Source organism: Polymorphospora sp. A560, assembly GCF_045781765.1.
Taxonomy (GTDB): domain Bacteria; phylum Actinomycetota; class Actinomycetes; order Mycobacteriales; family Micromonosporaceae; genus Polymorphospora; species Polymorphospora lycopeni.
The window spans coordinates 2574494-2594739 of record NZ_CP122282.1 but is presented as its reverse complement, the minus strand read 5'-3'; the positions used below and the strand labels follow the sequence as shown (position 1 = coordinate 2594739).

Sequence of the window (20246 nt, the reverse complement as noted above, 5' to 3'; positions counted from 1 at the left end):
CAACGGCGCCTCGCCCTTACGATCCTAGTGCCCGTTGAAGAACCAGGTCGGCGTGGCTGGGCTCGGTTGAGGGCGCAGGAATCCGAGTCGATCTCGGTGTGTCGCGCGGACACGTGGTAGGGCCTCCGGGTACGGCTGTGGTTGTCGAAGCCATGCCATCCCGAAGGCCCTACAGTGAGTTTCTACCTGGTCTGCGGCCAGGCCGTCGCCGCGCCCCCCGGAACGTGTCAAGGGATTGAGGCCAGCGGGAGTTAAGCGGCCTGTCGTTTCGGTTCGGGTTTGTTGATCCAGACCTGGTTGGGCAGGTCGAGGATCTTGGGGAGTAGCCGGGTGGTGCCGAACCGTTCCGGGTGCGCCGTCCGGGCTGCGGCGAGGGTGTCCTCGCGGTTGGCGCGGACGGTGTGGTGGCGGCCGTGGTGGACGTCGGCGGGGGTGTGCATGCCGATCCCGGAGTGCCGGTGGGCGTGGTTGTACCAGGTCACGAAGTCGGTCATGAACGCCCGCGCCTGGGCGAGGGACGCGAACCGGTCCGGGAAGGCCGGCGCGTACTTCAACGTCTTGAACCAGGCCTCGCTGTACGGGTTGTCGTTTGAGGTTTTCGGCCGGGAGTGCGAGCGGGTCACCTGAAGGTCTTCGAGCAGGTCAGCAACCGATTTCGAGGTCATCGAGGTGCCCCGGTCGGCGTGCACGACGTGCGGGACACCGTAGACGCCGAACACCTCGCGCATCATCGACTCCGCGAGCGGACCGGACTCGCGGGCGTGCACGCGGACGCCGACGATGTACCGGGAGTAGATGTCGATCATCACGTAGGCGTCGTAGTAGACGCCTTTGACCGGCCCGGCGAGTTTCGTGATGTCCCAGGTGTAGACCTGTCCCGGCCGGTCGGCGATCAGCTCGGGACGCTGCCTGGCGGGATGCCGGGCCTGCCGGCGACGCTCGCGGACCTGCTCGTTTTCGCGCAGGAGCCGGTACATGGTGGCGATAGAGCCCACGTACACGCCCTGGTCCAGCAACGGCCGCGTAGATCTGCGCCGGAGCGGCGTCGACGAACTCCGGGCTGTTCAACAGCCGCAGCACCTGCCCGCGCTCGCTCGGGCTGAGCGCGTTCGCCGGCGTCCGTCGCACCGGCCGCGACGGTGTCAGCCGGCACAGGTCCCGGTCCGCGCTGGACCGGGCGATCCCGGTCATCGCCGCCGCCTGCCGGGTCGTGGTGCCGGTGCTGGTCAGCTCCCGGTAGGCGGCCATCAGCGTTTCCCGAGCCCGAACACGTCCGGACCGTCCGGCTCGCTCCTGGAGATGTCCTCCAAGAGCTCTCGTGCTTTTCCCATGATCGTCAACGCCGTCTCGGTCCGCGCCAGTTTCGCCTGCGCCTGCGCCAGTTCCCGACGCAGCCGGGCGATCTCGGCCTGCTCCGCCGACGGCCGCCCGACCGTCTCCCCGGCCGGTTTGCCCTGCAACAGGCCGGCGTCACGGGCCCGCCGCCACTCCGACATCAACGACGAGTACAAGCCCTCCCGCCGCAGGAACGCCCCGCCCTCACCAGCCGCGACGGCCTGCTCATAGCCGGCCAGCAACCCCAGCTTCTGCCCCGGCGTGAACGACCGACGTGGCCGCGGCCCGTCCGAACGCGGACCCTTCTTACGACTCATGACCCCATCCTGGGCCACGACCATCTCAACAGCAGTAGTCAACGAATCCCGATCCTGAACTCGCCCTGTCCAGCGGACTTGCTATCAACCGCCGGCCTCAACTCACCCTGACAGACAGGGCCCCGCCACCGCTGCGGAGCACCTGCCCACGGCCCGTCCCCGCCGCTACCCGTCGGACACCACCGACACCGAGTGGCAGCTGATCGCCGCGTACCTGCCCACCGGCGGCACCGGCAATCGCGGCGGCCGCCCGGTCACCTACCCGCGTCGTGACATCGTCGACGCCATCCGCTACCTCAACCACACAGCTGCGTATGGCGCGCACTACCGGTCGACTTCCCACCCTGGCCGACCGTCTACCACTACTTCCGCACCTGGACCCGCGACGGCACCCTCACCCGCCTGCACGACGGCCTCCGCGAACAGATCCGCACCGCCGAGGGCCGCAACACCACCCCGTCCGCGGCGATCATGGACTCGCAGTCCGTCCGCGCCGCCGACACCGTCGCCAGGACCAGCCGCGGCTACGACGCCGGCAAAAGAGTCAACGGCCGCAAGCGTCACATCGTCGTGGACACCACCGGCCTGCTCCTGGTCATCCTGGTCACCACCGGCGCCGTGCAGGACCGCCACGCCGCCCGCCTCCTGCTGTGGGCCCTACACGGCTGTTTCACCCGCGTGGCCAGGGTCTGGGCCGACGCCGGCTACGCCGGCCAACTCGTCGACTGGGCCACCGGCACGCTCGGCCTGACCGTCCAGATCGTGCGCAAGCTCGCCGACCAGGTCGGCTTCCAGGTCCTACACCGCAGATGGGTCGTCGAGAGAACACTGTCCTGGATCACCCGCTGCCGCCGCACCGTCCGCGACTACGAACGCCATCCCGCACACCACGCCGCGATGGTCCAATGGGCCATGATCATCGTGATGACCCGACGCCTGGCCAGATACCACCACACCGGCCGACTCCACACCGCCATCCACCCACGCTGACCAGGTTCTTCAACGGGCACTGAGGCATCTCGCGGATTCTGCCATTATGTTGAGGCACCTGTTGGTGCTTCCGGGAGGGCAGGCGTCGGGGGGCAGAGCCGCCTGTCTCGTCATGGATGCGGAGGGCGCCGGGTGGACGAGGCGACGTTCGCGGTGCCGCTCTGGGCCTGGGCGGCGGTCGGCACGGTTATCGCCGTCATGCTCGCGGTCGACATGCTCTTGCACCGCGACCACCACGTCATCGAGCTACGCGAGGCGCTGATCTGGAGCGGCGTGTGGATCATCGCGGGGCTCGCCTTCGGCGTGCTGATCTGGTTTTGGCGTGGCAGCGAGCCGGCGGTCGCGTACTACTCGGGATACCTGCTGGAGAAGGCGCTGTCGGTCGACAACGTCTTCGTCTTCGCGCTGCTGTTCGACTACTTCCGGGTGCCGGCCGGCTATCAGCACAAGGTGCTCTTCTGGGGGGTAATCGGGGCGCTCGCGTTCCGCCTGGTCTTCATCTTCGCCGGGGCGGAGCTGCTCGACCGGCTAGCCTGGGCCGGGTTTGTCCTCGGCGCCTTCCTGATCTGGACCGGTTGGCGGCTCGCGGTGCGCGGCGAGCCGGACGTCGATCCCGACCACAACGTGGCGGTCCGGCTGTTCCGCCGGCTGGCGCCGACCGAGCCGCGCTTTCACGGTGACCGGTTCATCGTCCGCCTGCACGGCCGGCGGCGGGCCACCCTGCTGCTGGTCGCGCTGGTCGCGATCGAGGCCACCGATATGATCTTCGCGATTGACTCGGTGGCGGCGATCCTGGCCATCACCACCAACACCTTCCTCGTCTGGACTGCGACCGCCTTCGCCGTGCTCGGCCTGCGCAGCCTCTACTTCTGCCTGGCCGGGCTGCTGCGGCACTTCGGCTACCTGCGCTACGGGCTGGCGGTGCTGCTCGCCTTCGCCGGGCTGAAGCTGATGCTCGCCGAGACGCCGGTGGGGAAGTTGCCGATCTGGCTGACCCTGGCGGTGGTGGTACTGGCCCTGTCGGTCTCCATCGGCTGGAGCGTGATCGCCGCCCGTCGCGGGCCCCGCCACTCCGCTGGCGGCTGAGCGCCCGTCGCCGCCTCGACGGCCTCGGCGAGGACCTGACCTGAGCAGCATAGTCACACGGGCAGCCAGGGCGGCCGAACGCCCGGGCGCGCCCGTCTTCGAGGCTGACGATGCGCGTCTTGGCGTCGTTGAACGACAGCCCCGGGGTGCCAGCCAAGCGGCCAGCCTTGCCTTGACCTGCTCGGCCTCGGCCTTGGTGTGGCAAAGCGCGACCATGTCGTCCATACTCGATGTGGCATTGATCGATCTTTCCCGCGAGGGGACTGCGGGGCCATTCCTGTTCCGGGCGCGTGTCCGGCGCCCGCATCCCCTGCGGGTTGCCACCGTCGCCCGCTGGTCACGACGTCACGAACGGCGCCTCTCTGCCTGACGGAAGTACGCCCGGGCTGGCAACACGATCGTCGTGCACACCCTCGACCGGCTCGGCCGCAATCTGCGCAAGGTGCTCAACCTCGTGCACGACCTCGCCGAGAAGCACATCGGCGTACACTCGCTGGCCGACCCGCTCCCGATCAACACCGCCGACGACGGCATGGGGCCGCATCGCCTTCCTACTGCTGGCCCTGTTCGCCGAGATGGCATATACCTTCACCGCCGAGCGCCCGGGTGCCGGCGGCTTCGCCGTGTGAAGCGCGGGCCGCGGCCCAGAACGCGTCGTGGACGGCGGTGAACGTTGCCCTTGGCGTCGCGGATGCTCGGTGGTCAAGCGGTACACCGAGCGGGAGAAGACGGCGTACGAGCACGCGTGGGAGATCCGCGACGCGTACGGGTACCGGGACTTCTCCGACCCGGCGGCGCAGGAGCCTCTGCGGGAGTTTATGGACGGCCGGGCGTGGACCCACGCGGGGGGCCCTCGCCCTGTTCACTCAGGCCACAGCGTGGTTGCGTCGGCACCGGGTGCTGCTGCCCGGGGTGAGCACCCTGGCCCGGCTCGTGTCGCAGGTGCGCGACCAGGCCGCCGAGCGGATGTACCGCACCCTCGCGGAGGCGGCGACGTCGGCGGGCTCGGTAGCGGGCGTTCCAGTGCGGGTCGTGCCGTACTGCGGCCAGCGCCCACACGTAGCCGGTAGCGGCGATCCGATCGTTCTTCGCGCGGCGGGCGTGCACGAAACTGCTCTTGCCTGACGCGCGGGTCACCGGAGCGGCGCCAGCGAAGGCCCGCAGTGCTCGTGCGTCTACGAAACGGCGCCGGTCGTCGCCGATCTCGGCCAGCAGGCGCGCGCCCAGCTGCACTCCGAGGCCGGGCACACTCGTCACGATCTTCGCGTCCGAGTGCGCGGTGAACACCTCGTCGATGCGGTGCTCCAGCTGTCCCAGCGTCTGGCAGACCGCGTCGAGCTGCCGGACCAAGCCCTGCAACTGCAGGCCCATCGCCTCCTCCACGGCTGCGGGCTGGCGCATCTGCTCGCTGCCGAGCAGGCTGTGCAGCTTATCCGCCTCAGCGGTGATGCCACGCTGCCGGCCGGCCGTGCGCAGCAGCGACGCCAGATCGTCTGCGGTCAGCGCTGCTGCGGCGGCAGGTGTCGGCGCGGCAGTCAGGATGGTCCGGGCTGCCGGCGAGTCCAGCCTATGCCGCCCGCCGCGCTCGAACGCGTCCAGCGCGGCCGGGAAGAACATACGCAGAACCGTCCGGATCCGGTTGCTGATCGTGACCTGGTCCCACGCCGCGTCCTGCTGCGCCCGGGTCAGCACGCGCAGCGATTGCAGCACCTCGCTGTCCTGCGGCAACGGCCGGTGCGCCTCGATGTCGGTGCGCAGGATGTTGGCCAACACCATCGCGTCGAACGCGTCGGACTTGCCCCGCGACGACCGGTAGCGGTCTCGATAGCGCGACACCGCCAACGGGTTGATCGCGAACACCTGCCGGTCAGCGGACCGCAGCCCCGCGACCAGCAGTCCCTGACTCGTCTCGATCGCTACCGGCAGCCCGCCGCCTTCGGGATCATGCTCGGCGAGCAGGGCCAGGACCTGGCTCAGCCCTGCCGCGTCGTTACTGATCCTGGCTGAGGCCACGACAACGCCGTTGTTGTCGACCAACGCCACATCGTGATGATCCTGCGCCCAGTCGATCCCACACGCCACCGCTGTCACCGCGACTCCTCTCCGTCTCAATCCACAGCGAGGCGCGACGCCCTAATGGACAGTGCTTGCCGCACGACATCTCACGAGCCGTTCACCTCGCCACCGGCGGCGCCCATACTCGCGCAAGGCTCCCGGCCTGCGACCAATCCAAGGCTCAGCCCGCCGGCGAACCCCGGGCAGATCATCCTCGCCGACCACCGCGGCCACTGCGCCCCTCCCGGAATCCAGGGTCCAGCCCTCAAGGTTGTTGCAGGGGTCAACAGCGGCCGCAGTCCTCAACGAGGCGCCGATCTCGATTCCCAGGCTCGACGGCCAACGGCTGGTACGGGCGTCCTCCGTTGCCATTACGGCTGGTACAACACCCACCGCATCCAGAAAGAACTGGGCTACCTCAGCCCCGACGAGTACGAAACCGCCTGGCACACCCACCAACACAACCCAGCCGAGCCACCTATCACCACCCCTGCACCAGCCGGCAGCAGGTAACCACCGCTCCATGAAAACGGGGGAACTCAACCTGTGGAACGAACCGGCCGCAACGATCTATCGGCGCTGACCTGGGTGCTGTTCCGTGGAGTGCTCGGCATTGACCCCTTCACCGCCTCGCGGACACTCGCCGCCTCCGCGCTAACCGTGGGCCACGACGCCCCCGATGCCGAGCCTGCGCCAATCGACGCGTGGCTGCAGACCGTACTCGACCTCGATCTCCGCAGCGACCCGCACGCCGTATACCGGGCGCTGCAGCAGGAGGCGCATCATCAACATCCGGCGATCGCCACCGCTGCCGAGTCGCTGATCGAACTTGTTGATCGCCTCAGGGCAGCAGCAGGCGATCTTCGTGGCGCACTCGCCGCGGCAGTCGCAGCAACCGCACTCCTCCAAACCCGCGTCCTCCTGCCCCGAACCGCCGTAACCGTACGCGTGGGGGACTACCTGGCCAGGGCCATGGTGCGGGCGACGAGCGACGTGCACGGTTCCTAGTCCAAGCCTTACCTAGCGGCGGGGCTCTCGATCACGTTCTCGTCCGAGGCCCCACCGGGCGGTCGACACGATCTCGAACACGTCCATGCGGGTGCGGTCGATCCCTCTTGTCGGCCCGGCAGTCGGATGGTGCCCGGCCGCAGATCCTGCGCCAGCTCGCCGCCCTGCTGGCGATCGAGCCCGCCTCTGCGGCGCAGCCGTAAGCCGCACCTTCACCGCCACTTCCGCCCGCTGGCCGGTGGGCGGGTCCTCGCCGTCAGGGTCGGCCTGGGGCTTCGGCCCGCGATTGAGCCGCCGTCCGCTGGCGCCCCGGCCGTCGGAGGCGAGGACGGCCGGTCGCGTGTGCGGCGAGCGCCGTCATGGCGTGCGCGGCGTCGCGCCCGACGCCGCGCAGGGTGTTCGAGGCGAAGGACCGCTGGAACTCCAGGCCCAGGTAGACCAGGCCGGGATGGGTGGTGGAGATGCCGCCCACCTGCCGCGGCTTGCCGCGATCGAGGGTGTCGAGGGGCGCGAGGTAGTCGACGTGTGGGCGGTAGCCGGTCGCGAAGATGATCGCGTCGATCGCCTCGGTGGTGCCGTCGCTCCAGGAGACGCCGTCGGGGGTGAAGGCAGTGAACATGTCCCGCCGGGGAAGCTCACCTGAGTCGATGGCTTCGCGGTAGCGGCCGGTGTCGAGCACGGTGGCGTTCCGGACGACGCGGGTGATGATCGCGCGCGGAAGGCGGTCGCTGCCAGTGAGACGGAGCCAGTGATGGAGGTCCCGACCGCCAATGCGCTGTGGCAGGAACCGGATCGGCTCGCGGGTCGCCAGGGTCACGCGGGCGGACGCGGCGAGTTCGTAGGCGACCTGAACAGCGGAGTTGCCGGCCCCCACGACCACGACCCGCTTGCCGTCGTACGCGTCGGGGCGACGGTAGTCGGCGACGTGCCGCAAATCTCCACCGTACTCACCCTGCCCGTTCAGGGTGGGCAGGTACGGATTGCCGAACGAGCCGGTAGCGGCGACGACCCCGACGGCGGGCATCTCGTCGCCATTCTCGGTGTGCACAAGGTATCCGCCGCCCACACGGGCCCGCACGGCGACGACGCGGGTGCGGCTGCGGATGTCCACGTCGAGGGCGTCGGCGTAGCGGCGGAGGTAGTCGACCACGTCGTCGCGGTGCGGATAGCGATCCGGGTCGCCGTCGAAGGGCATGCCGGGCAGCGTGCTGTAGTGGGCGGGCGAGAACAGGGCGAGGCTGTCGTAGTAGTCCGGCCACGAGCCGACCGGTTCGGCGCCCGCGTGCAGGACGACGGGTCGCAGGCCGGCGTCCAGGGCGGCGCGGGCGGCGGCGAGGCCGGACTGACCGCCGCCAATGATGATCACGGGATCTAACTCAGTCACACCTCGATCATATCGTCATTTTGTTGAATGACAATATGACGAGGGCAGGGAAGGGTATGACCATGAGCCAGACCGCCGCCAGCCAGCCGAACGGGCCACAGGGCGCCACCCCAGGCCTTGCTCCGCAGACGCAGGAGTTCCTCAAGGCCCTCGGCAGCCCCACCCGGCAGCGGATCATGATGCTGTTCGCCGACGGCGCCGAGATGTCCGTGGGCGAGGTGGCCGAACGGATCGGCATCAGCCAGGCCACGGCGTCGCAGCAGTTGACCCTGCTGCGACGCGGCGGAGTCGTCACCTCACGACGGGACGGCAAGACGGTGTTCTACCGGGCCGACCGCGACGGTGCCCTCGCCGCCCTGTCGGATCTGCAGTCCTACCTGGCGACCTGCTGCTGATCAGCCGCGCCGACGCCGGCGCCAGGGAGATGAAGGCCTCCGCGAGACCGGCTTGACTCCGCAGAACTGCTCAGCGATAGTTGAGTCAATGAATGCTGAGTCTTCGTCGCTGACTGTCCGGGCCCGGATCCATGCCGCCCTCGGCGATACGGCACGCCTGGCGATCGTGGACGCGCTCACCCTGGGCGACGCCTCCCCCGGCGAGATCGCACATACCCTCGCCATGCCGACGAACCTTGTCGCCCACCACGTCAAGGTCCTCACCGGTACTGGCATTGTCATCAGGGGCCGCTCCGAGGGCGATCGGCGCCGCACCTACCTGCGGCTACGCCCCGAGGCGCTGACCGCTCTCGCCACCCCGCGTCTGGCGGGCGTCGGTCGGGTGGTGTTCGTGTGCACCCACAACTCGGCCCGCTCGCAGTTGGCCGCCGCGTTGTGGAAGCAGCGCGCTCACGGTGATGTCGCCTCCGCCGGCACGAAGCCCGCCACCCGGGTGCACCCCCGGGCAGTGGCCGTGGCCCACCGCCACCACCTCGACCTCGACCCGACCGGCACCGCCCACGTCACCGATGTCGTCCGCCGCGACGACCTGGTGATCGCCGTGTGCGACAACGCCCACGAGGAACTGACCGGCCCGATCCGCCCCCGACTGCACTGGTCGGTCCCGGACCCGGTGCGGGTGGACACCGACGAGGCGTTCGAAGCCGCGTACGCCGACCTCGCCGACCGCGTCGACCGGCTCGCCCCCGCCATCCTGCCCGGAGGTCCCCGATGACCGACACCGCCTACCCCTACCAGGAGATCACCCTCGACCAGCAGGTCGCCCTGCACACCGCCGCGACGCGACTCGCTGAGGAGTTCGACGGCATCTACGGCACCGAAACCATCGAGAAGTTCCTGCGCAACAGCTACGACCAGTTCGCCACCGCCGCCACCATCCCGAACTACCTTCCGCTGCTCGCCGAGCGCTTCGCCCGCCAACGGCTGCGTGCCCTTGCCCGGGTCGAGGGTCATCACCGCGACGGCCGCCCGGTCGTGCTGTTTCTGTGCACCCACAACGCCGGCCGCTCTCAGATGGCCTTGGGCTTCTTCACCCACCTGGCCGGTGGCCAGGCGATCGCCTGGTCCGGCGGCAGCGAACCCGGCATCGAGATCAACCCCGCCGCGATCGCGGCGATGGCCGAACGCGGCATCGACATCTCCGAGGAGTTCCCCAAGCCCTGGACCGACGAGGTGGTCCGTGCCGCCGACGTCGTGATCACCATGGGCTGCGGCGACGCCTGCCCCATCTTCCCCGGCACCCGCTACGAGGACTGGAACGTCGACGACCCCGCCAGTCTGGACCTGGCCGACATACGACCGATCCGCGACGAGATCGAGCGCCGGATCCGCCAACTCCTCGGCGAACTGAACGTCACCACCAACTGATAACCACCACCTCGGCGAGCCCGGGAACCCTAGATCATGGGAGAGAACAGACTGATGACCATCGCGCTTCGGCGGCGCCTGCTGGCCGAGTTCGTCGGCACCGCCCTGCTGGTCACCGCCGTGGTCGGCTCCGGCATCATGGCCGCCACCCTCTCGCCCGGCGACGTCGGCCTCCAGCTTTTGCAGAACTCCACCGCCACCGCCTTCGCCCTCGGCGCACTGATCCTGATCTTCGGTCCAATTTCCGGGGCCCATTTCAATCCGGTCGTGTCCGCCGCTGACTGGTTCCTCGGCCGCCGCGCCGGAACCGGCCTGACCGCCCGCGACCTGGGCGGCTACGTCGCGGCCCAGGTACTCGGTGCGATCGTCGGGTCAGTGCTGGCGAACCTGATGTTCGACCTCGCCGCGGTCGGCTTCTCCCACAAGGACCGCGCTGCGGGCCACCTGTGGCTCGGTGAGGTCGTCGCGACGGCCGGGCTGATCCTGCTGATCTTCGCCCTCGCCCGCTCCGGCCGCGCCTTGGTCGCCCCCGCCGCGGTCGGCGCGTACATCGGCGCGGCGTACTGGTTCACCTCGTCGACCTCGTTCGCCAACCCGGCGGTCACCATCGGCCGCGCGTTCACCGACACCTTCGCCGGCATCGCCCCCAGCTCCGTGCCCGGCTTCGTTCTGGCGCAGATCGCCGGCCTCGTCGTCGGTGTCGGCCTGCTCGCCGCTCTCTACCCCGGCGCGGGCGCCGCGGCGGACCAGGTTGTCGTCCCCACCGACGAGGACGCCGTCGGCCGCCGTTCATAACAGCGCTCCCGGGCAGTCCCAGCACGGCTCGGCCGGACCGACGTCTTCGTCGACCGGCGGCACGACCCCGGCCGCTACCGCACCGTCGACCGCAACAGCAACCCGGACCACCACCTGGCCCTCGACCCGACGATGCGCCGGTCAACCGGCCCCACGACTCGTACGGCATGAAAGGCACCCCATGAGCGACAAGCCCAGCGTCCTGTTCGTCTGCATCCACAACGCCGGCCGCTCTCAGATGGCCGCCGGCTGGCTGCGCCACCTCGCCGGTGACACCGTCGAGGTCCGCTCCGCCGGCTCCGCCCCCGCCGAGACCGTCAACCCGGCCGCCGTCGAGGCCATGCGGGAGGTCGGCATCGACATCACCGACCAGACCCCCAAGCTCCTCGAGTACGCCACCGCGGAGTCCTCCGATGTCATCGTCACCATGGGCTGCGGCGACACCTGCCCCGTCTTCCCAGGCAAGCGCTACGAGGACTGGAAACTCGAAGACCCCGCCGGCAAGGGCGTCGACGCCGTACGCCCGATCCGCGACGAGATCCGCACTCGCGTGGAGAAGCTCCTCACCGAACTTCGTCCCACCGCCTGACCCATCCACAGTACTGCCCGCCCGCCGATCACCTGTCGGGCGGGCGGCTGCGCCCTGAGTAGGAGCCCCTCGTGTCCGACCCCCATCGCCTGATCATCATCGGCTCCGGACCCGCCGGATACACCGCCGCTGTCTATGCCGCCCGCGCCAACCTCATGCCCCTCGTGACCGAGGGCGCCCAGTCCGGCGGCGCGCTCATGACGACCACCGAGGTGGAGAACTTCCCCGGCTTCCCCGACGGCATCACCGGCCCAGAGCTGATGGACAACCTCCGCAAGCAGGCCGACCGGTTCGGTGCCCAGTTCATCACCGACGACGTCACCCGCGTCGACCTCGCCAGCGAGGTCAAGAGCGTGTGGGTCGGCGAGCAGGCCTACCAGGCGCGGGCGGTCATTCTCGCCACCGGCTCCGCGTGGCGGCCCCTCGGCGTCCCCGGCGAGCAGGAACTGCTCGGCCACGGCGTGTCCTCCTGCGCCACCTGTGACGGGTTCTTCTTCCGCGGCCAGGACATCGCCGTCGTCGGCGGCGGTGACTCCGCCATGGAGGAAGCCACCTTCCTCACCCGCTTCGCCCGCAGCGTCACCATCATCCACCGCCGCGGCAGCTTCCGCGCCAGCCGCATCATGGCCGACCGCGCACTGTCGAACGACAAGATCAAGGTCGAGTGGAACAGCGTCATCGAGGAAATCCTTGGCCGCGACGGTGTTGTGGCAGGCGTCCGGATCCGCAGCGTTCCCACCGGAGCCGAGCAGATCCTGAACGTCACCGGGGTTTTCGTCGCCATCGGCCACGACCCGCGCAGCGAACTGTTCCGCGGCCAGGTCACCCTCGACGATGACGGCTACGTCACCGTCGACTCCCCCGGTACCCGCACCAACCTGCCCGGCGTATTCGCCGCCGGCGACCTCGTTGACCACACCTACCGCCAGGCCATCACCGCCGCCGGCACCGGCTGCGCCGCCGCCCTCGACGCCGAGCGGTACCTGGCCGCCCTGTCCTAACCGGCGCCCCCGTAGGCCCGACCGGACCTCGGGCCTGCGGCTATCCGCGCAGGCGGGAGGCGATGTCGGCGACCGTCGCTTTCGATGTACGGCCGGCGCCCACCAGCGTGGCTGACGCCGGCCCCGTCCAATCGCCGTAGCCGAGCAGGTAGAGGCAGGCCTCGTCCACCGACCGCGTGCCCTCTGTGGCCACCTCCCCCTGCCGCCATCCGGGCAGCAACGACGCGAGGTGGATGAGGTTGGCCTGGAAACCTGTACACCAGATGACGGCCTCGCAGGGCTGCTCGGCGCCGTCCGCCCAACGCACGCCACGTTCGGTGAGCCGCACGAACATCGGACGGGAGTGCAGAACCCCACGATCCCGCGCGTCACGGACGCTGGGCACCATCACGATGTCCCCAAGGTCGCTGACACCGCCACCGGCACCACCGGCGGCCTTGCGAGTGGCCACACCGAACAGCACCCGACCGTCGACGTCGTCCGGCATGAACCGCGCCGGGCGCAAGGCGACCCAGGTGGCCTCGGCGACCCGGGACACGTCGGCCAGGATCTGCGCCGCGGAGTTCCCTCCGCCGACGACCACGACCCGCTGCCCCCGGAACTCCGCCGGCGAGGTGTAGTTCACCGTGTGCAGCTGCCGGCCGGCGAATTCCCCACGGCCCGGGATGTCGGGCACGTACGGGCACTCCCACGAACCGGTGGCGGAGATGACGTACCGGGCCAGCCATCTCCCAGCATCGGTCTCCACCACCAAGCGCTCTCCTGTTCGCCACACCTCGTGTACCCGGACCGGCCGACGCACCCGCAGGTCGTACCGCTGCTCGTAGGCCCGCAGGTAGTCCACGACGTGCCCGGCGGTCGGGAAGTCCTCACCCTCCTGCCGAGGCATCCCCCACCCCGGCAGCGGGCTGTATTCCGCCGGCGAGAACAACCGCAACGAGTCCCAGCCATGCCGCCACGCGCCACCCGGCTCAGACTGGGCGTCGAGGATGACGTAGTCCAGACCGGCGCGGCGCAGGTAGTAGCCCGCCGCCAGGCCACCCTGCCCGCCCCCGACAACCACCACGTCACACGATCCGGGCACGTTCGGCACCTCCCTCCGTCCGCAGATCATCATGCCGAGCGCCCAAGATCCGCGCCACGCTGGGCCGGTGCCGGCAGTCGCCCATCCGGCAGTGCACAGGGCCTGGACGGGTAAAGACGCTTTCCATACGCAAACTGACGGTGAACGGTCCTGGTTCCACCGGCCTAACGATGACGTTGGTGGAACGATAGAAGACGTGGAAACCGTAAAAACTGCCACGCCAGCCGTCTCGCCGCTAGCCGGCGAGCCGATGAAGCGTGCCGACGCCGAGCGGCTCGCGGGAGTGCTGAAGGCATTCGCCGACCCGGCCCGGCTCCGACTACTCAGTCTGATCCAGTCCGCCCCGGAGGGCGAAGCGTCCGTCAGCGACCTCACCGCGCCGCTGGGACTCTCCCAGCCGACCGTGAGCCATCACCTTCGGATCCTCACCGAGGCCGGCCTGCTCGAGCGTGACAAGCGCGGGGTCTGGGCGTACTACCGCCTAGTACCCTCCGCGATCGGGACGATCGCCGACCTATTGACTCCGCCCCGCAAGCGAGCGACAAAGAAGACCCGCTAGCGACACCCTAGAAGGCCGGACTCCGATCATGCGGTACCGGCAATGACGCCCGCCTTGGTCAGGGGTTTGACGAAGCCGACAAGGGCTTGCCCACCGACTCATCGGGATTACGGGTACGGTCGCCGGGGTGTAGGGCGGTAAAAGCACGCCCAGGTAGGCCAAAACCGTGGCCACACGGCCACCGCCATGTTCTTCGTGCTCTCCGAGGAACCGGAGGATCATCAGGCGGTGGCCGTCTCCGTGTCGAGCACCGATACGCCGAAGCCGCACAGGACCGACGACAAGCCAGCGCGTCCCATGTGTCGGGTGGTTGCTGGTTGGCGTAGACGACCGTGACGGTGCCGGTCATGGCTGGACTCCGACGCGTTCGCACAGGGCGCGTAGCTCGGTCCATCCGCTTCCTCGGCGGGATTTCTCGAGCAGGTGTCGGACGGTCTCGCTGACCAGGGGGGAGAGTCGGACGCGTTGTGGCGCGAGGCGTTCGGCGTGCAGCAGCATCCGTAGCGCTTCGGTGTCTTTGTTGATGCTGCTCAGTGCGCGGGCGGTGTCGATGTAGAACGCCGCCTGGCGGGAGCGGGACACCGCGGCGAGTCCGGCGGGGTCGGCGTCCTGGGCGATTCTGACCGCTACTCGTGGGTCACCCGCGTCGGCGTTGATGCTGACGCGCCAGACGTCGATGGCTGTCGGGCCGAAGTTCAGGCCGAGTGCGGGCGACTGTCCGGTCAGTTGTGCCAGCTTTGCCGCTTCCGCGATCGCGGCCTCCGCGGTGGCGGTGTCTCCGAGCGCCCATTTGGCGAATCCCGTCACCATGTAGAGCTGGCCGAGCATCTCCTTGCCGTGCGGGTTGCCGGTGTGGGGTTCCAGCTCTGTGACGGCGCGTTCGGCTATACGTAGTGCGCGGGCGTACAGACCGCAGCCACTCGCCGCGTGTGCCTGGGACCAGGCGGCCATGCCGAGCATGACCGGATCCTGGAGGTACGAGGCGGCCTGTCGTCCGCGGTCGGCGATCATGACCGAGGAGGTCGGGTCACCGAGGTACCTGACCACGAACGACGCGGTGTCCTGGGCCAGCACCAGTGCCTCTAGGGCGCGTTCGCGTTCGTCGCCGAAGGCGGCGGCATGCAGGTCCTGCAGCAGGGAGGGTATGAGTTTGGCGGCGCCGATGTAGTCGCACTTGAGGCGAAGGTCGACGACGAGGTCGAGCCGCTCGACCAGTCGCTCGATCGGTGTGGCCGCGACGGCGGGAGCGTCCTCGAGGTCGGCCTCGATGACGGCCTGCATCGTGTGGTAGATGGCCGTCTTGGCCTCGGTTCCTCCGTGTTCGAGACCGACGGCGCCGGTGCCGGTGAGCTCGGCCAGTGGCACGTTGAGTGCTTTGGCCAGGGCGGCGAGCATGAACCGGTTGTCGGCGCTGCGCTCACCGCGTTCCAGGCGGCCCCACTGGACGTGGCTGATGCCGGCGAGTGAAGCGGCGTGACGGATGGACCAGTTGCGTTGCAGCCGCAGCATCCGCAGTCGTTCACCGATCGGTTCGGTGGCGATGCTACGTGATCTCATTCCTGCTCCCCGGAGGTTCCGGTCCTGCCCGACGAACTGACGGAACCACTTGGTACCAGTGTGGCACGGATCTGACGGTAGGTTCCATCCATGCCTGACTGGGCGGTTGCCACGTCGACCAGCATCGCTGAAACGGTCCGGTACCGCTTTGGCGCCGGCCGCTTGCGGCTCGCGGCCGCCCCGCCTGATCCATCGACCGATTTGCCGCCAAATGGTGGTGAGGAAGGGAGAACTCGATGAACCCTTCGCGTCCCGCGACGGTGATCGCTCCGCTGTTCTCGCCCACGGCGCTGCTGCCGCTGAGCGAGCCGGGTGGGGTCTCGTATCCGATGGAGCACACGCCCGGCCCGCTGCGTCCCTACTCGGCCACCCTGGCGGTGCCGATGCCGCAGGTCGGCAAACATCACACGACCAGCACCAGGCCGGCGACGGCGCTTCCCACCCAGCGGTCCAAGGACGGAGAAGTCGTCTCGGACACCACGCAGGATACCGGTATGGACAGCTGAGGCGAGCCGTCGTGGACACGTCCGGGACCGTGCTCGTTCTGACCTGCGCCGAGGATCCGACCGCCGATGCCGTCATCGCCGAACTGTCACGCCGAAATGCTTGTGTGGCCCGAATGGACACCGGCGACTTCCCGACCGCCCTGGCACTGACCGCGACCACGGTGGGCGGCTGCTGGACCGGCCGGCTGGCGACCGACGACACCCATGTCGATCTTGCCGAGGTCAGCTCGGTGTACTTCCGCCGGCCGACCCGGTTCCGGCTGCCGGCCGGGATGTCCCCGGCCGACGAGGTCTTCGCGGCCGTCGAGGCACGACACGGCTTCGGCGGCCTGCTCGCCGCGCTGGACGTGCTGTGGGTGAACCAGCCGATCCGGCAGGCGGCCGCCGAGTACAAACCGCTCCAGCTTGCCACTGCGGCCAACTGTGGCCTGCGCATTCCCTCGACGTTACTCACGAACCAGCACACCGAGGTCCGCGACTTCGCCGAGCAGGTTGATGGGCCGGTGGTGTGCAAGCAGCTGTCGTCGCTGGTGTTCAGCAAGAACGACGAGATGCGGGTCACCTACACCACGGTCATCGACCCCGCCGCGATCGACCCGGCCGCGATCGCGGCGACCGCGCACCTGATCCAAGAGTTCGTGCCCAAGGCGTACGAGGCGCGGGTGACCGTGGTCGGTCGGACCCCGATCGGCGTGGCGGTCCGGTCGACGTCGGCGGCGGGACGGATCGACTGGCGCTCCGACTACGACGCGTTGACCTATACACGGATCGACGTCCCGGCGACCGTGACGCAGGGCGTCAACCGGTTCCTGGACGCCCTCGGACTTCAATACGGCGCGTTCGACTTCGTGATCACACCGGACGGTGATTGGGTGATGCTGGAATGCAACCCGGCAGGTCAATGGCTATGGCTGGAACACGAGACCGGGGCGCCGATCGCCGCCGCGCTGGCGGACCTGCTCACCCAAGGACCCGCACGATGACCGACTGGAAGCCGTACGCCGCCGCGCTGGCCGACGAACTGACGCGCGCCGGGGTGCTGACCCCGCAGTGGCGTCCGGCGTTCACGCACGTGCCCCGGCACCTGTTCGTGCCCGAGTTCTACACCAGCGACGACGAACTGGTCAGCGGCACCGACCCGGCGCAACACGACCGTTGGCTGACCGCCGTGTACTCCGACACCTCGTTGACGACGCAACTGCGGACCGCGCCCGGCACCGACCTGCTGTGGCCGACCAGCTCCTCGACCCGCCCCAGCCTGATGGCTCACATGCTGGACCTGCTCGACGTGACCGACGGACACCGCGTCCTGGAGATCGGCACCGGCACCGGCTTCAACGCCGGCCTACTCAGCCACCGCCTGGGCGACGCCCACGTCACCAGCATCGACATCGACCCCACACTCGTCGAGACCGCCCGCCGACGTCTCACCGCCCTCGGCCACCAGCCCCACCTGGCCACCGGCGACGGCGCGAACGGCGTCCCGGCACGGGCGCCGTACGACCGGATCATCGCAACCTGCGCGGTACCCACCATCCCCCGCAACTGGATCACGCAACTCGCCGACGGGGGCCTCATCGTCGCCGACGTACGCGGCGAACTCGCCTCCAGCCTCATCGTCGCCCACAAGAACACGCCGCATTCCGTCACCGGCCAATTCCTCCCGGCACCGGGACACTTCATGTGGCTGCGCGCCAAAGCCGACAACCCACTACGCGACGGCGGCGAACTCGCCGCGACGTACGACTTCACCTCCCCGCAAACCGACACGACAACCGTTCCCCTGTCCGCGTTCGACGACAACAACTTCCGGTTCGTACTCGAGCTCGCGGTTCCCGGCCTCGGCCCGATCGGACGCACGCTCCGCAACGGCGACGGGGTATTCGTCACCGCCAACGACGCCTCCTGGGTCGAGATCAAGCCAGGCAACGGGGCGGGGTCGACCGTCCTGCACGGCGGGCCACGCCCGATCTGGCCCCGCATCGCCGACGCCTGGCAGCGGTGGAACGAACTCGGACGCCCCGACCGCGCCCGCTTCGGGCTCACCGCCGACGACGACGGCAACCAACACGCCTGGCTCGACCACGAGGACCAGCCGATCCACCTGCAACTGGGCTGAGTCGGCGGTCCCATCCGGACCGACCCGGCCAACCAACCCACTACATCGCACAACGGGGATGCGGACAGCGATGCTCGACAGAGATTGGAGAGCCGGGACGTGGAAAGCGTCCGCGAATGGACGGCGGAGCACGTGCGAGCAATACGCGAGGCGTCGCGTATGAACAAGACCGACTTCGCTCGCACACTCGGAATCACCCTGCGGTCCGTGACGAACTGGGAAAACGGGGCACCACTCGCCCCGTTCAGCGAGTCCATGCTGGACAGCTATCTCACAACCGTGAGCGGCGACGTACTGGAGCGATACTGCGCCAATCTGCACCGGTTGAACCCCAAACAGTCGCGGTCGCCAATCGACGACGAGACACCCAGCCCACGCGACACGATCAACGACCTCGCTCAACGCTCCGGTCCACCAGTCACGATCGGTGCCACAATCGGTCAGCTCCGCCGACAGCTTGACACCTCACTAACCGCGAACGGAGTCGACGACTCATCCGTCGAGCAGTGGCAGGCAATCGCGGACAGCTACGGCCGTACCTACCGGACCACGCCGACGCTGGACTTCCTGACGCGCATCACCCAGGACATGGCCGGACTGAGGACAGCAATCGACCAGTGGTGCACCGAAGCGCAACGCCGGGATCTCCTCCGACCTGCCGCACAGATGGCAGGGCTGCTGGCGACCAGCCTGGTGAACCTGGCCGATCATCGCGAATCACGCAGTTGGTTCCAGACCGCCCGACGCGCGGCACAAGAATGTCACGACGCCACACTCGAGGCCTGGATCATCGTCAGACACGCGGTCAGCGCCCTCTACTGGGACGACGCCCACGGCGCCTTGGCCCTGACCGGACAAGCGATAGCGTTGACGGCCACGACTCCTTGCATCGCGTCAGCGTGGGCCCCGGCGGTTCAAGCACGAGCCTATTCCCGGCTCGGCCCCAGCCGGAGGGAAGACACTCGCGCGGCGATCGACCGCGCCGAGATCGCATACGAGGACTTCGCGGCCGGCCACGGCGAGCAACACGCCTACGGCTACACAATCGCACAATTGCATTTCTACCGAAGCAACGCGCTGACCGAAATCGGCGACACGGCTACCGCATATGGTGCCCAGGGTGCCGCATTGACCTACTACGAGCCCAAGGCATCACTGGACTCCACCCTGGTCCGCATGGACAGGGCATTCTGCCTATCCAAGGATGGCGAACATGAGGAAGCCGCGCGCTTCGCGACACAGACACCGAAGGCGCTTTCCCCAGAATCTGGCCCCCATCGTCATCCGACGGGCCAACGAATTCGCCTCGGAACTGCCGCGAGCATGTCGAAGCCTTGTCCCGGTCCGCGAACTGGAAGACGTGCTACGCGGATCAACGAGCGCTGGAGGCGGCTCCGACGATGAACTCTGACCCCGGCCAGAAACGTCCCGGAATCCCTCCGCTCGCGCTGCGACAGTTCCGTGAAGGCGACTTCGATGAACTGGCAGCGCTCAACGCCTACGGCCTAGCGGCCGCCGGCATCAAGGCGGCCGACGACTACTACTCCGACCAGGACTTCCAAGACCTTCAGAACACCTACGCCGAGCCCGCCGGAGGAACCCTGCTGGTCGGCGAGATCAACGACAAGATCGTCGCAATGGGAGGAATCCGCCGAACCAGCCCGTCATCCTGTGAACTACTCCGCATGCGCGTCTACCCGCAGTACCAAGGGCAGGGATACGGCACACTCATCCTCGAATCGTTGAAACCGCGGCAAGACAGCTCGCCTATCGGCGGATCACCCTCATCACCGGCCGAGACCAGCACCCAGCGGTCGATCTCTACGCGTACCACGGCTACCGGACCTTCAAGGAGGAGTCCCTACTCGGGATCCCCTGTGTCCACATGGCCAAAGAGTTGTAACCACGGATAGCTACGACACCACGGGCTGAGGCATCGCCGTCCTCGGGCCGAGTCTGATGGCCGCAGCACCAGTGCGGACGAACCCAACCGGAAACGGACCGAACCGCACCGGAAACGACACCGGTACCCGACCGG

19 protein-coding genes and 3 pseudogenes are annotated in these 20246 nt (G+C 68.7%); 17 read left to right on the top strand and 5 right to left on the bottom strand.

All coding sequences use genetic code 11. The features are described from left to right. Positions 1-251: 251 nt before the first annotated feature. A pseudogene (locus tag QCD66_RS11845) lies at positions 252-1652 on the bottom strand (IS3 family transposase). 142 nt (positions 1653-1794) lie between these two features. Between QCD66_RS11845 and QCD66_RS11840 the strand changes: the two are divergent. The 4 genes and pseudogenes from QCD66_RS11840 to QCD66_RS11825 all read left to right on the top strand — a co-directional run. Beyond that, positions 1795-2642 (top strand): IS5 family transposase gene (locus tag QCD66_RS11840; protein WP_407567242.1). Its coding sequence is split into 2 segments (ribosomal slippage): positions 1795-1960 and positions 1960-2642, totalling 849 coding nucleotides; the frame shifts between segments, so codons are not numbered across the junction. 132 nt (positions 2643-2774) lie between these two features. Then, positions 2775-3728 carry a TerC family protein gene (locus tag QCD66_RS11835; RefSeq protein ID WP_375736254.1) on the top strand — a complete coding sequence of 318 codons (954 nt, stop codon included), beginning with the start codon at positions 2775-2777 and terminating at the stop codon, positions 3726-3728. 403 nt (positions 3729-4131) lie between these two features. After that, positions 4132-4398: a recombinase family protein gene (locus tag QCD66_RS11830; RefSeq protein WP_375736255.1), complete on the top strand. Its 267-nt coding sequence runs from the start codon at positions 4132-4134 to the stop codon at positions 4396-4398. After that, positions 4385-4613, top strand: a pseudogene (locus QCD66_RS11825) (DUF4158 domain-containing protein); the annotation flags it as partial. The gene QCD66_RS11830 and the pseudogene QCD66_RS11825, both read left to right, overlap by 14 nt. A 108-nt stretch (positions 4614-4721) precedes the next feature. Here QCD66_RS11825 and QCD66_RS11820 read toward each other — a convergent pair. Further along, a pseudogene (locus QCD66_RS11820) lies at positions 4722-5810 on the bottom strand (IS110 family transposase); the annotation flags it as partial. 519 nt (positions 5811-6329) lie between these two features. On the opposite strand from QCD66_RS11820, the gene QCD66_RS11815 reads away from it, so the two are divergent. After that, positions 6330-6791 (top strand): hypothetical protein, encoded by a 462-nt coding sequence (locus QCD66_RS11815; protein WP_375736257.1) that lies wholly within the window; start codon positions 6330-6332, stop codon positions 6789-6791. 256 nt (positions 6792-7047) lie between these two features. Here QCD66_RS11815 and QCD66_RS11810 read toward each other — a convergent pair whose 3' ends face one another. Next, entirely contained in the window at positions 7048-8175 is a 1128-nt protein-coding gene (locus QCD66_RS11810) for a flavin-containing monooxygenase (protein ID WP_375736258.1), read from the bottom strand. A 62-nt stretch (positions 8176-8237) separates the two neighbouring features. On the opposite strand from QCD66_RS11810, the gene QCD66_RS11805 reads away from it, so the two are divergent. The 6 genes from QCD66_RS11805 to trxB all read left to right on the top strand — a co-directional run bounded on the left by QCD66_RS11805 (position 8238) and on the right by trxB (position 12383). After that, positions 8238-8570: an ArsR/SmtB family transcription factor gene (locus QCD66_RS11805; protein WP_407567119.1), complete on the top strand. Its 333-nt coding sequence runs from the start codon at positions 8238-8240 to the stop codon at positions 8568-8570. A gap of 88 nt (positions 8571-8658) precedes the next feature. Beyond that, complete coding sequence (locus QCD66_RS11800; protein ID WP_375736260.1) at positions 8659-9345, top strand: ArsR family transcriptional regulator; 687 nt, start codon at positions 8659-8661, stop codon at positions 9343-9345. Then, a complete protein-coding gene (locus QCD66_RS11795) occupies positions 9342-9998 on the top strand; it encodes an arsenate reductase ArsC (RefSeq protein ID WP_375736261.1) in 657 nt (218 codons plus the stop codon). The genes QCD66_RS11800 and QCD66_RS11795 overlap by 4 nt, the downstream gene beginning before the upstream one ends. Positions 9999-10052: 54 nt before the next feature. Further along, positions 10053-10793, top strand: coding sequence for an aquaporin (locus QCD66_RS11790; protein WP_375736262.1), 741 nt, complete (start codon positions 10053-10055; stop codon positions 10791-10793). A gap of 181 nt (positions 10794-10974) precedes the next feature. Next, positions 10975-11382, top strand: coding sequence for an arsenate reductase ArsC (locus tag QCD66_RS11785; RefSeq protein ID WP_375736263.1), 408 nt, complete (start codon positions 10975-10977; stop codon positions 11380-11382). A gap of 71 nt (positions 11383-11453) precedes the next feature. Next, positions 11454-12383 (top strand): thioredoxin-disulfide reductase, encoded by a 930-nt coding sequence (gene trxB, locus QCD66_RS11780; RefSeq protein ID WP_375736264.1) that lies wholly within the window; start codon positions 11454-11456, stop codon positions 12381-12383. A 40-nt stretch (positions 12384-12423) separates the two neighbouring features. Here the strand turns inward: trxB and QCD66_RS11775 are convergent, their stop codons facing one another. Beyond that, entirely contained in the window at positions 12424-13467 is a 1044-nt protein-coding gene (locus QCD66_RS11775) for an ArsO family NAD(P)H-dependent flavin-containing monooxygenase (protein WP_375736265.1), read from the bottom strand. Between the two features lie 250 nt (positions 13468-13717). Between QCD66_RS11775 and QCD66_RS11770 the strand changes: the two genes are divergently transcribed. Then, positions 13718-14026, top strand: coding sequence for an ArsR/SmtB family transcription factor (locus QCD66_RS11770; protein ID WP_375736266.1), 309 nt, complete (start codon positions 13718-13720; stop codon positions 14024-14026). Positions 14027-14371: 345 nt separating this feature from the next. On the opposite strand, the gene QCD66_RS11765 is transcribed toward QCD66_RS11770, so the two are convergent. Further along, positions 14372-15583 carry a helix-turn-helix domain-containing protein gene (locus QCD66_RS11765; protein ID WP_375736267.1) on the bottom strand — a complete coding sequence of 404 codons (1212 nt, stop codon included), beginning with the start codon at positions 15581-15583 and terminating at the stop codon, positions 14372-14374. 236 nt (positions 15584-15819) lie between these two features. Here QCD66_RS11765 and QCD66_RS11760 point away from each other — a divergent pair, with 236 nt between their 5' ends. The 5 genes from QCD66_RS11760 (at position 15820) to QCD66_RS11740 (ending at position 20121) form a co-directional block, all read left to right on the top strand. Beyond that, positions 15820-16089: a hypothetical protein gene (locus tag QCD66_RS11760; RefSeq protein ID WP_357543723.1), complete on the top strand. Its 270-nt coding sequence runs from the start codon at positions 15820-15822 to the stop codon at positions 16087-16089. An 11-nt stretch (positions 16090-16100) separates the two neighbouring features. Then, positions 16101-17072, top strand: a complete 972-nt coding sequence (tgmB, locus tag QCD66_RS11755; protein ID WP_375736268.1) for an ATP-grasp ribosomal peptide maturase — start codon at positions 16101-16103, stop codon at positions 17070-17072. Next, a complete protein-coding gene (locus QCD66_RS11750) occupies positions 17069-18208 on the top strand; it encodes a methyltransferase domain-containing protein (protein WP_375736269.1) in 1140 nt (379 codons plus the stop codon). The genes tgmB and QCD66_RS11750 overlap by 4 nt, the downstream gene beginning before the upstream one ends. A 159-nt stretch (positions 18209-18367) precedes the next feature. Further along, positions 18368-19612, top strand: a complete 1245-nt coding sequence (locus QCD66_RS11745; protein WP_375736270.1) for a hypothetical protein — start codon at positions 18368-18370, stop codon at positions 19610-19612. Then, the gene (locus QCD66_RS11740) at positions 19609-20121 is read left to right on the top strand and encodes a GNAT family N-acetyltransferase (RefSeq protein ID WP_375736271.1); all 513 of its coding nucleotides are present in this window, start codon (positions 19609-19611) and stop codon (positions 20119-20121) included. The genes QCD66_RS11745 and QCD66_RS11740 overlap by 4 nt, the downstream gene beginning before the upstream one ends. Positions 20122-20246 lie beyond the last annotated feature (125 nt).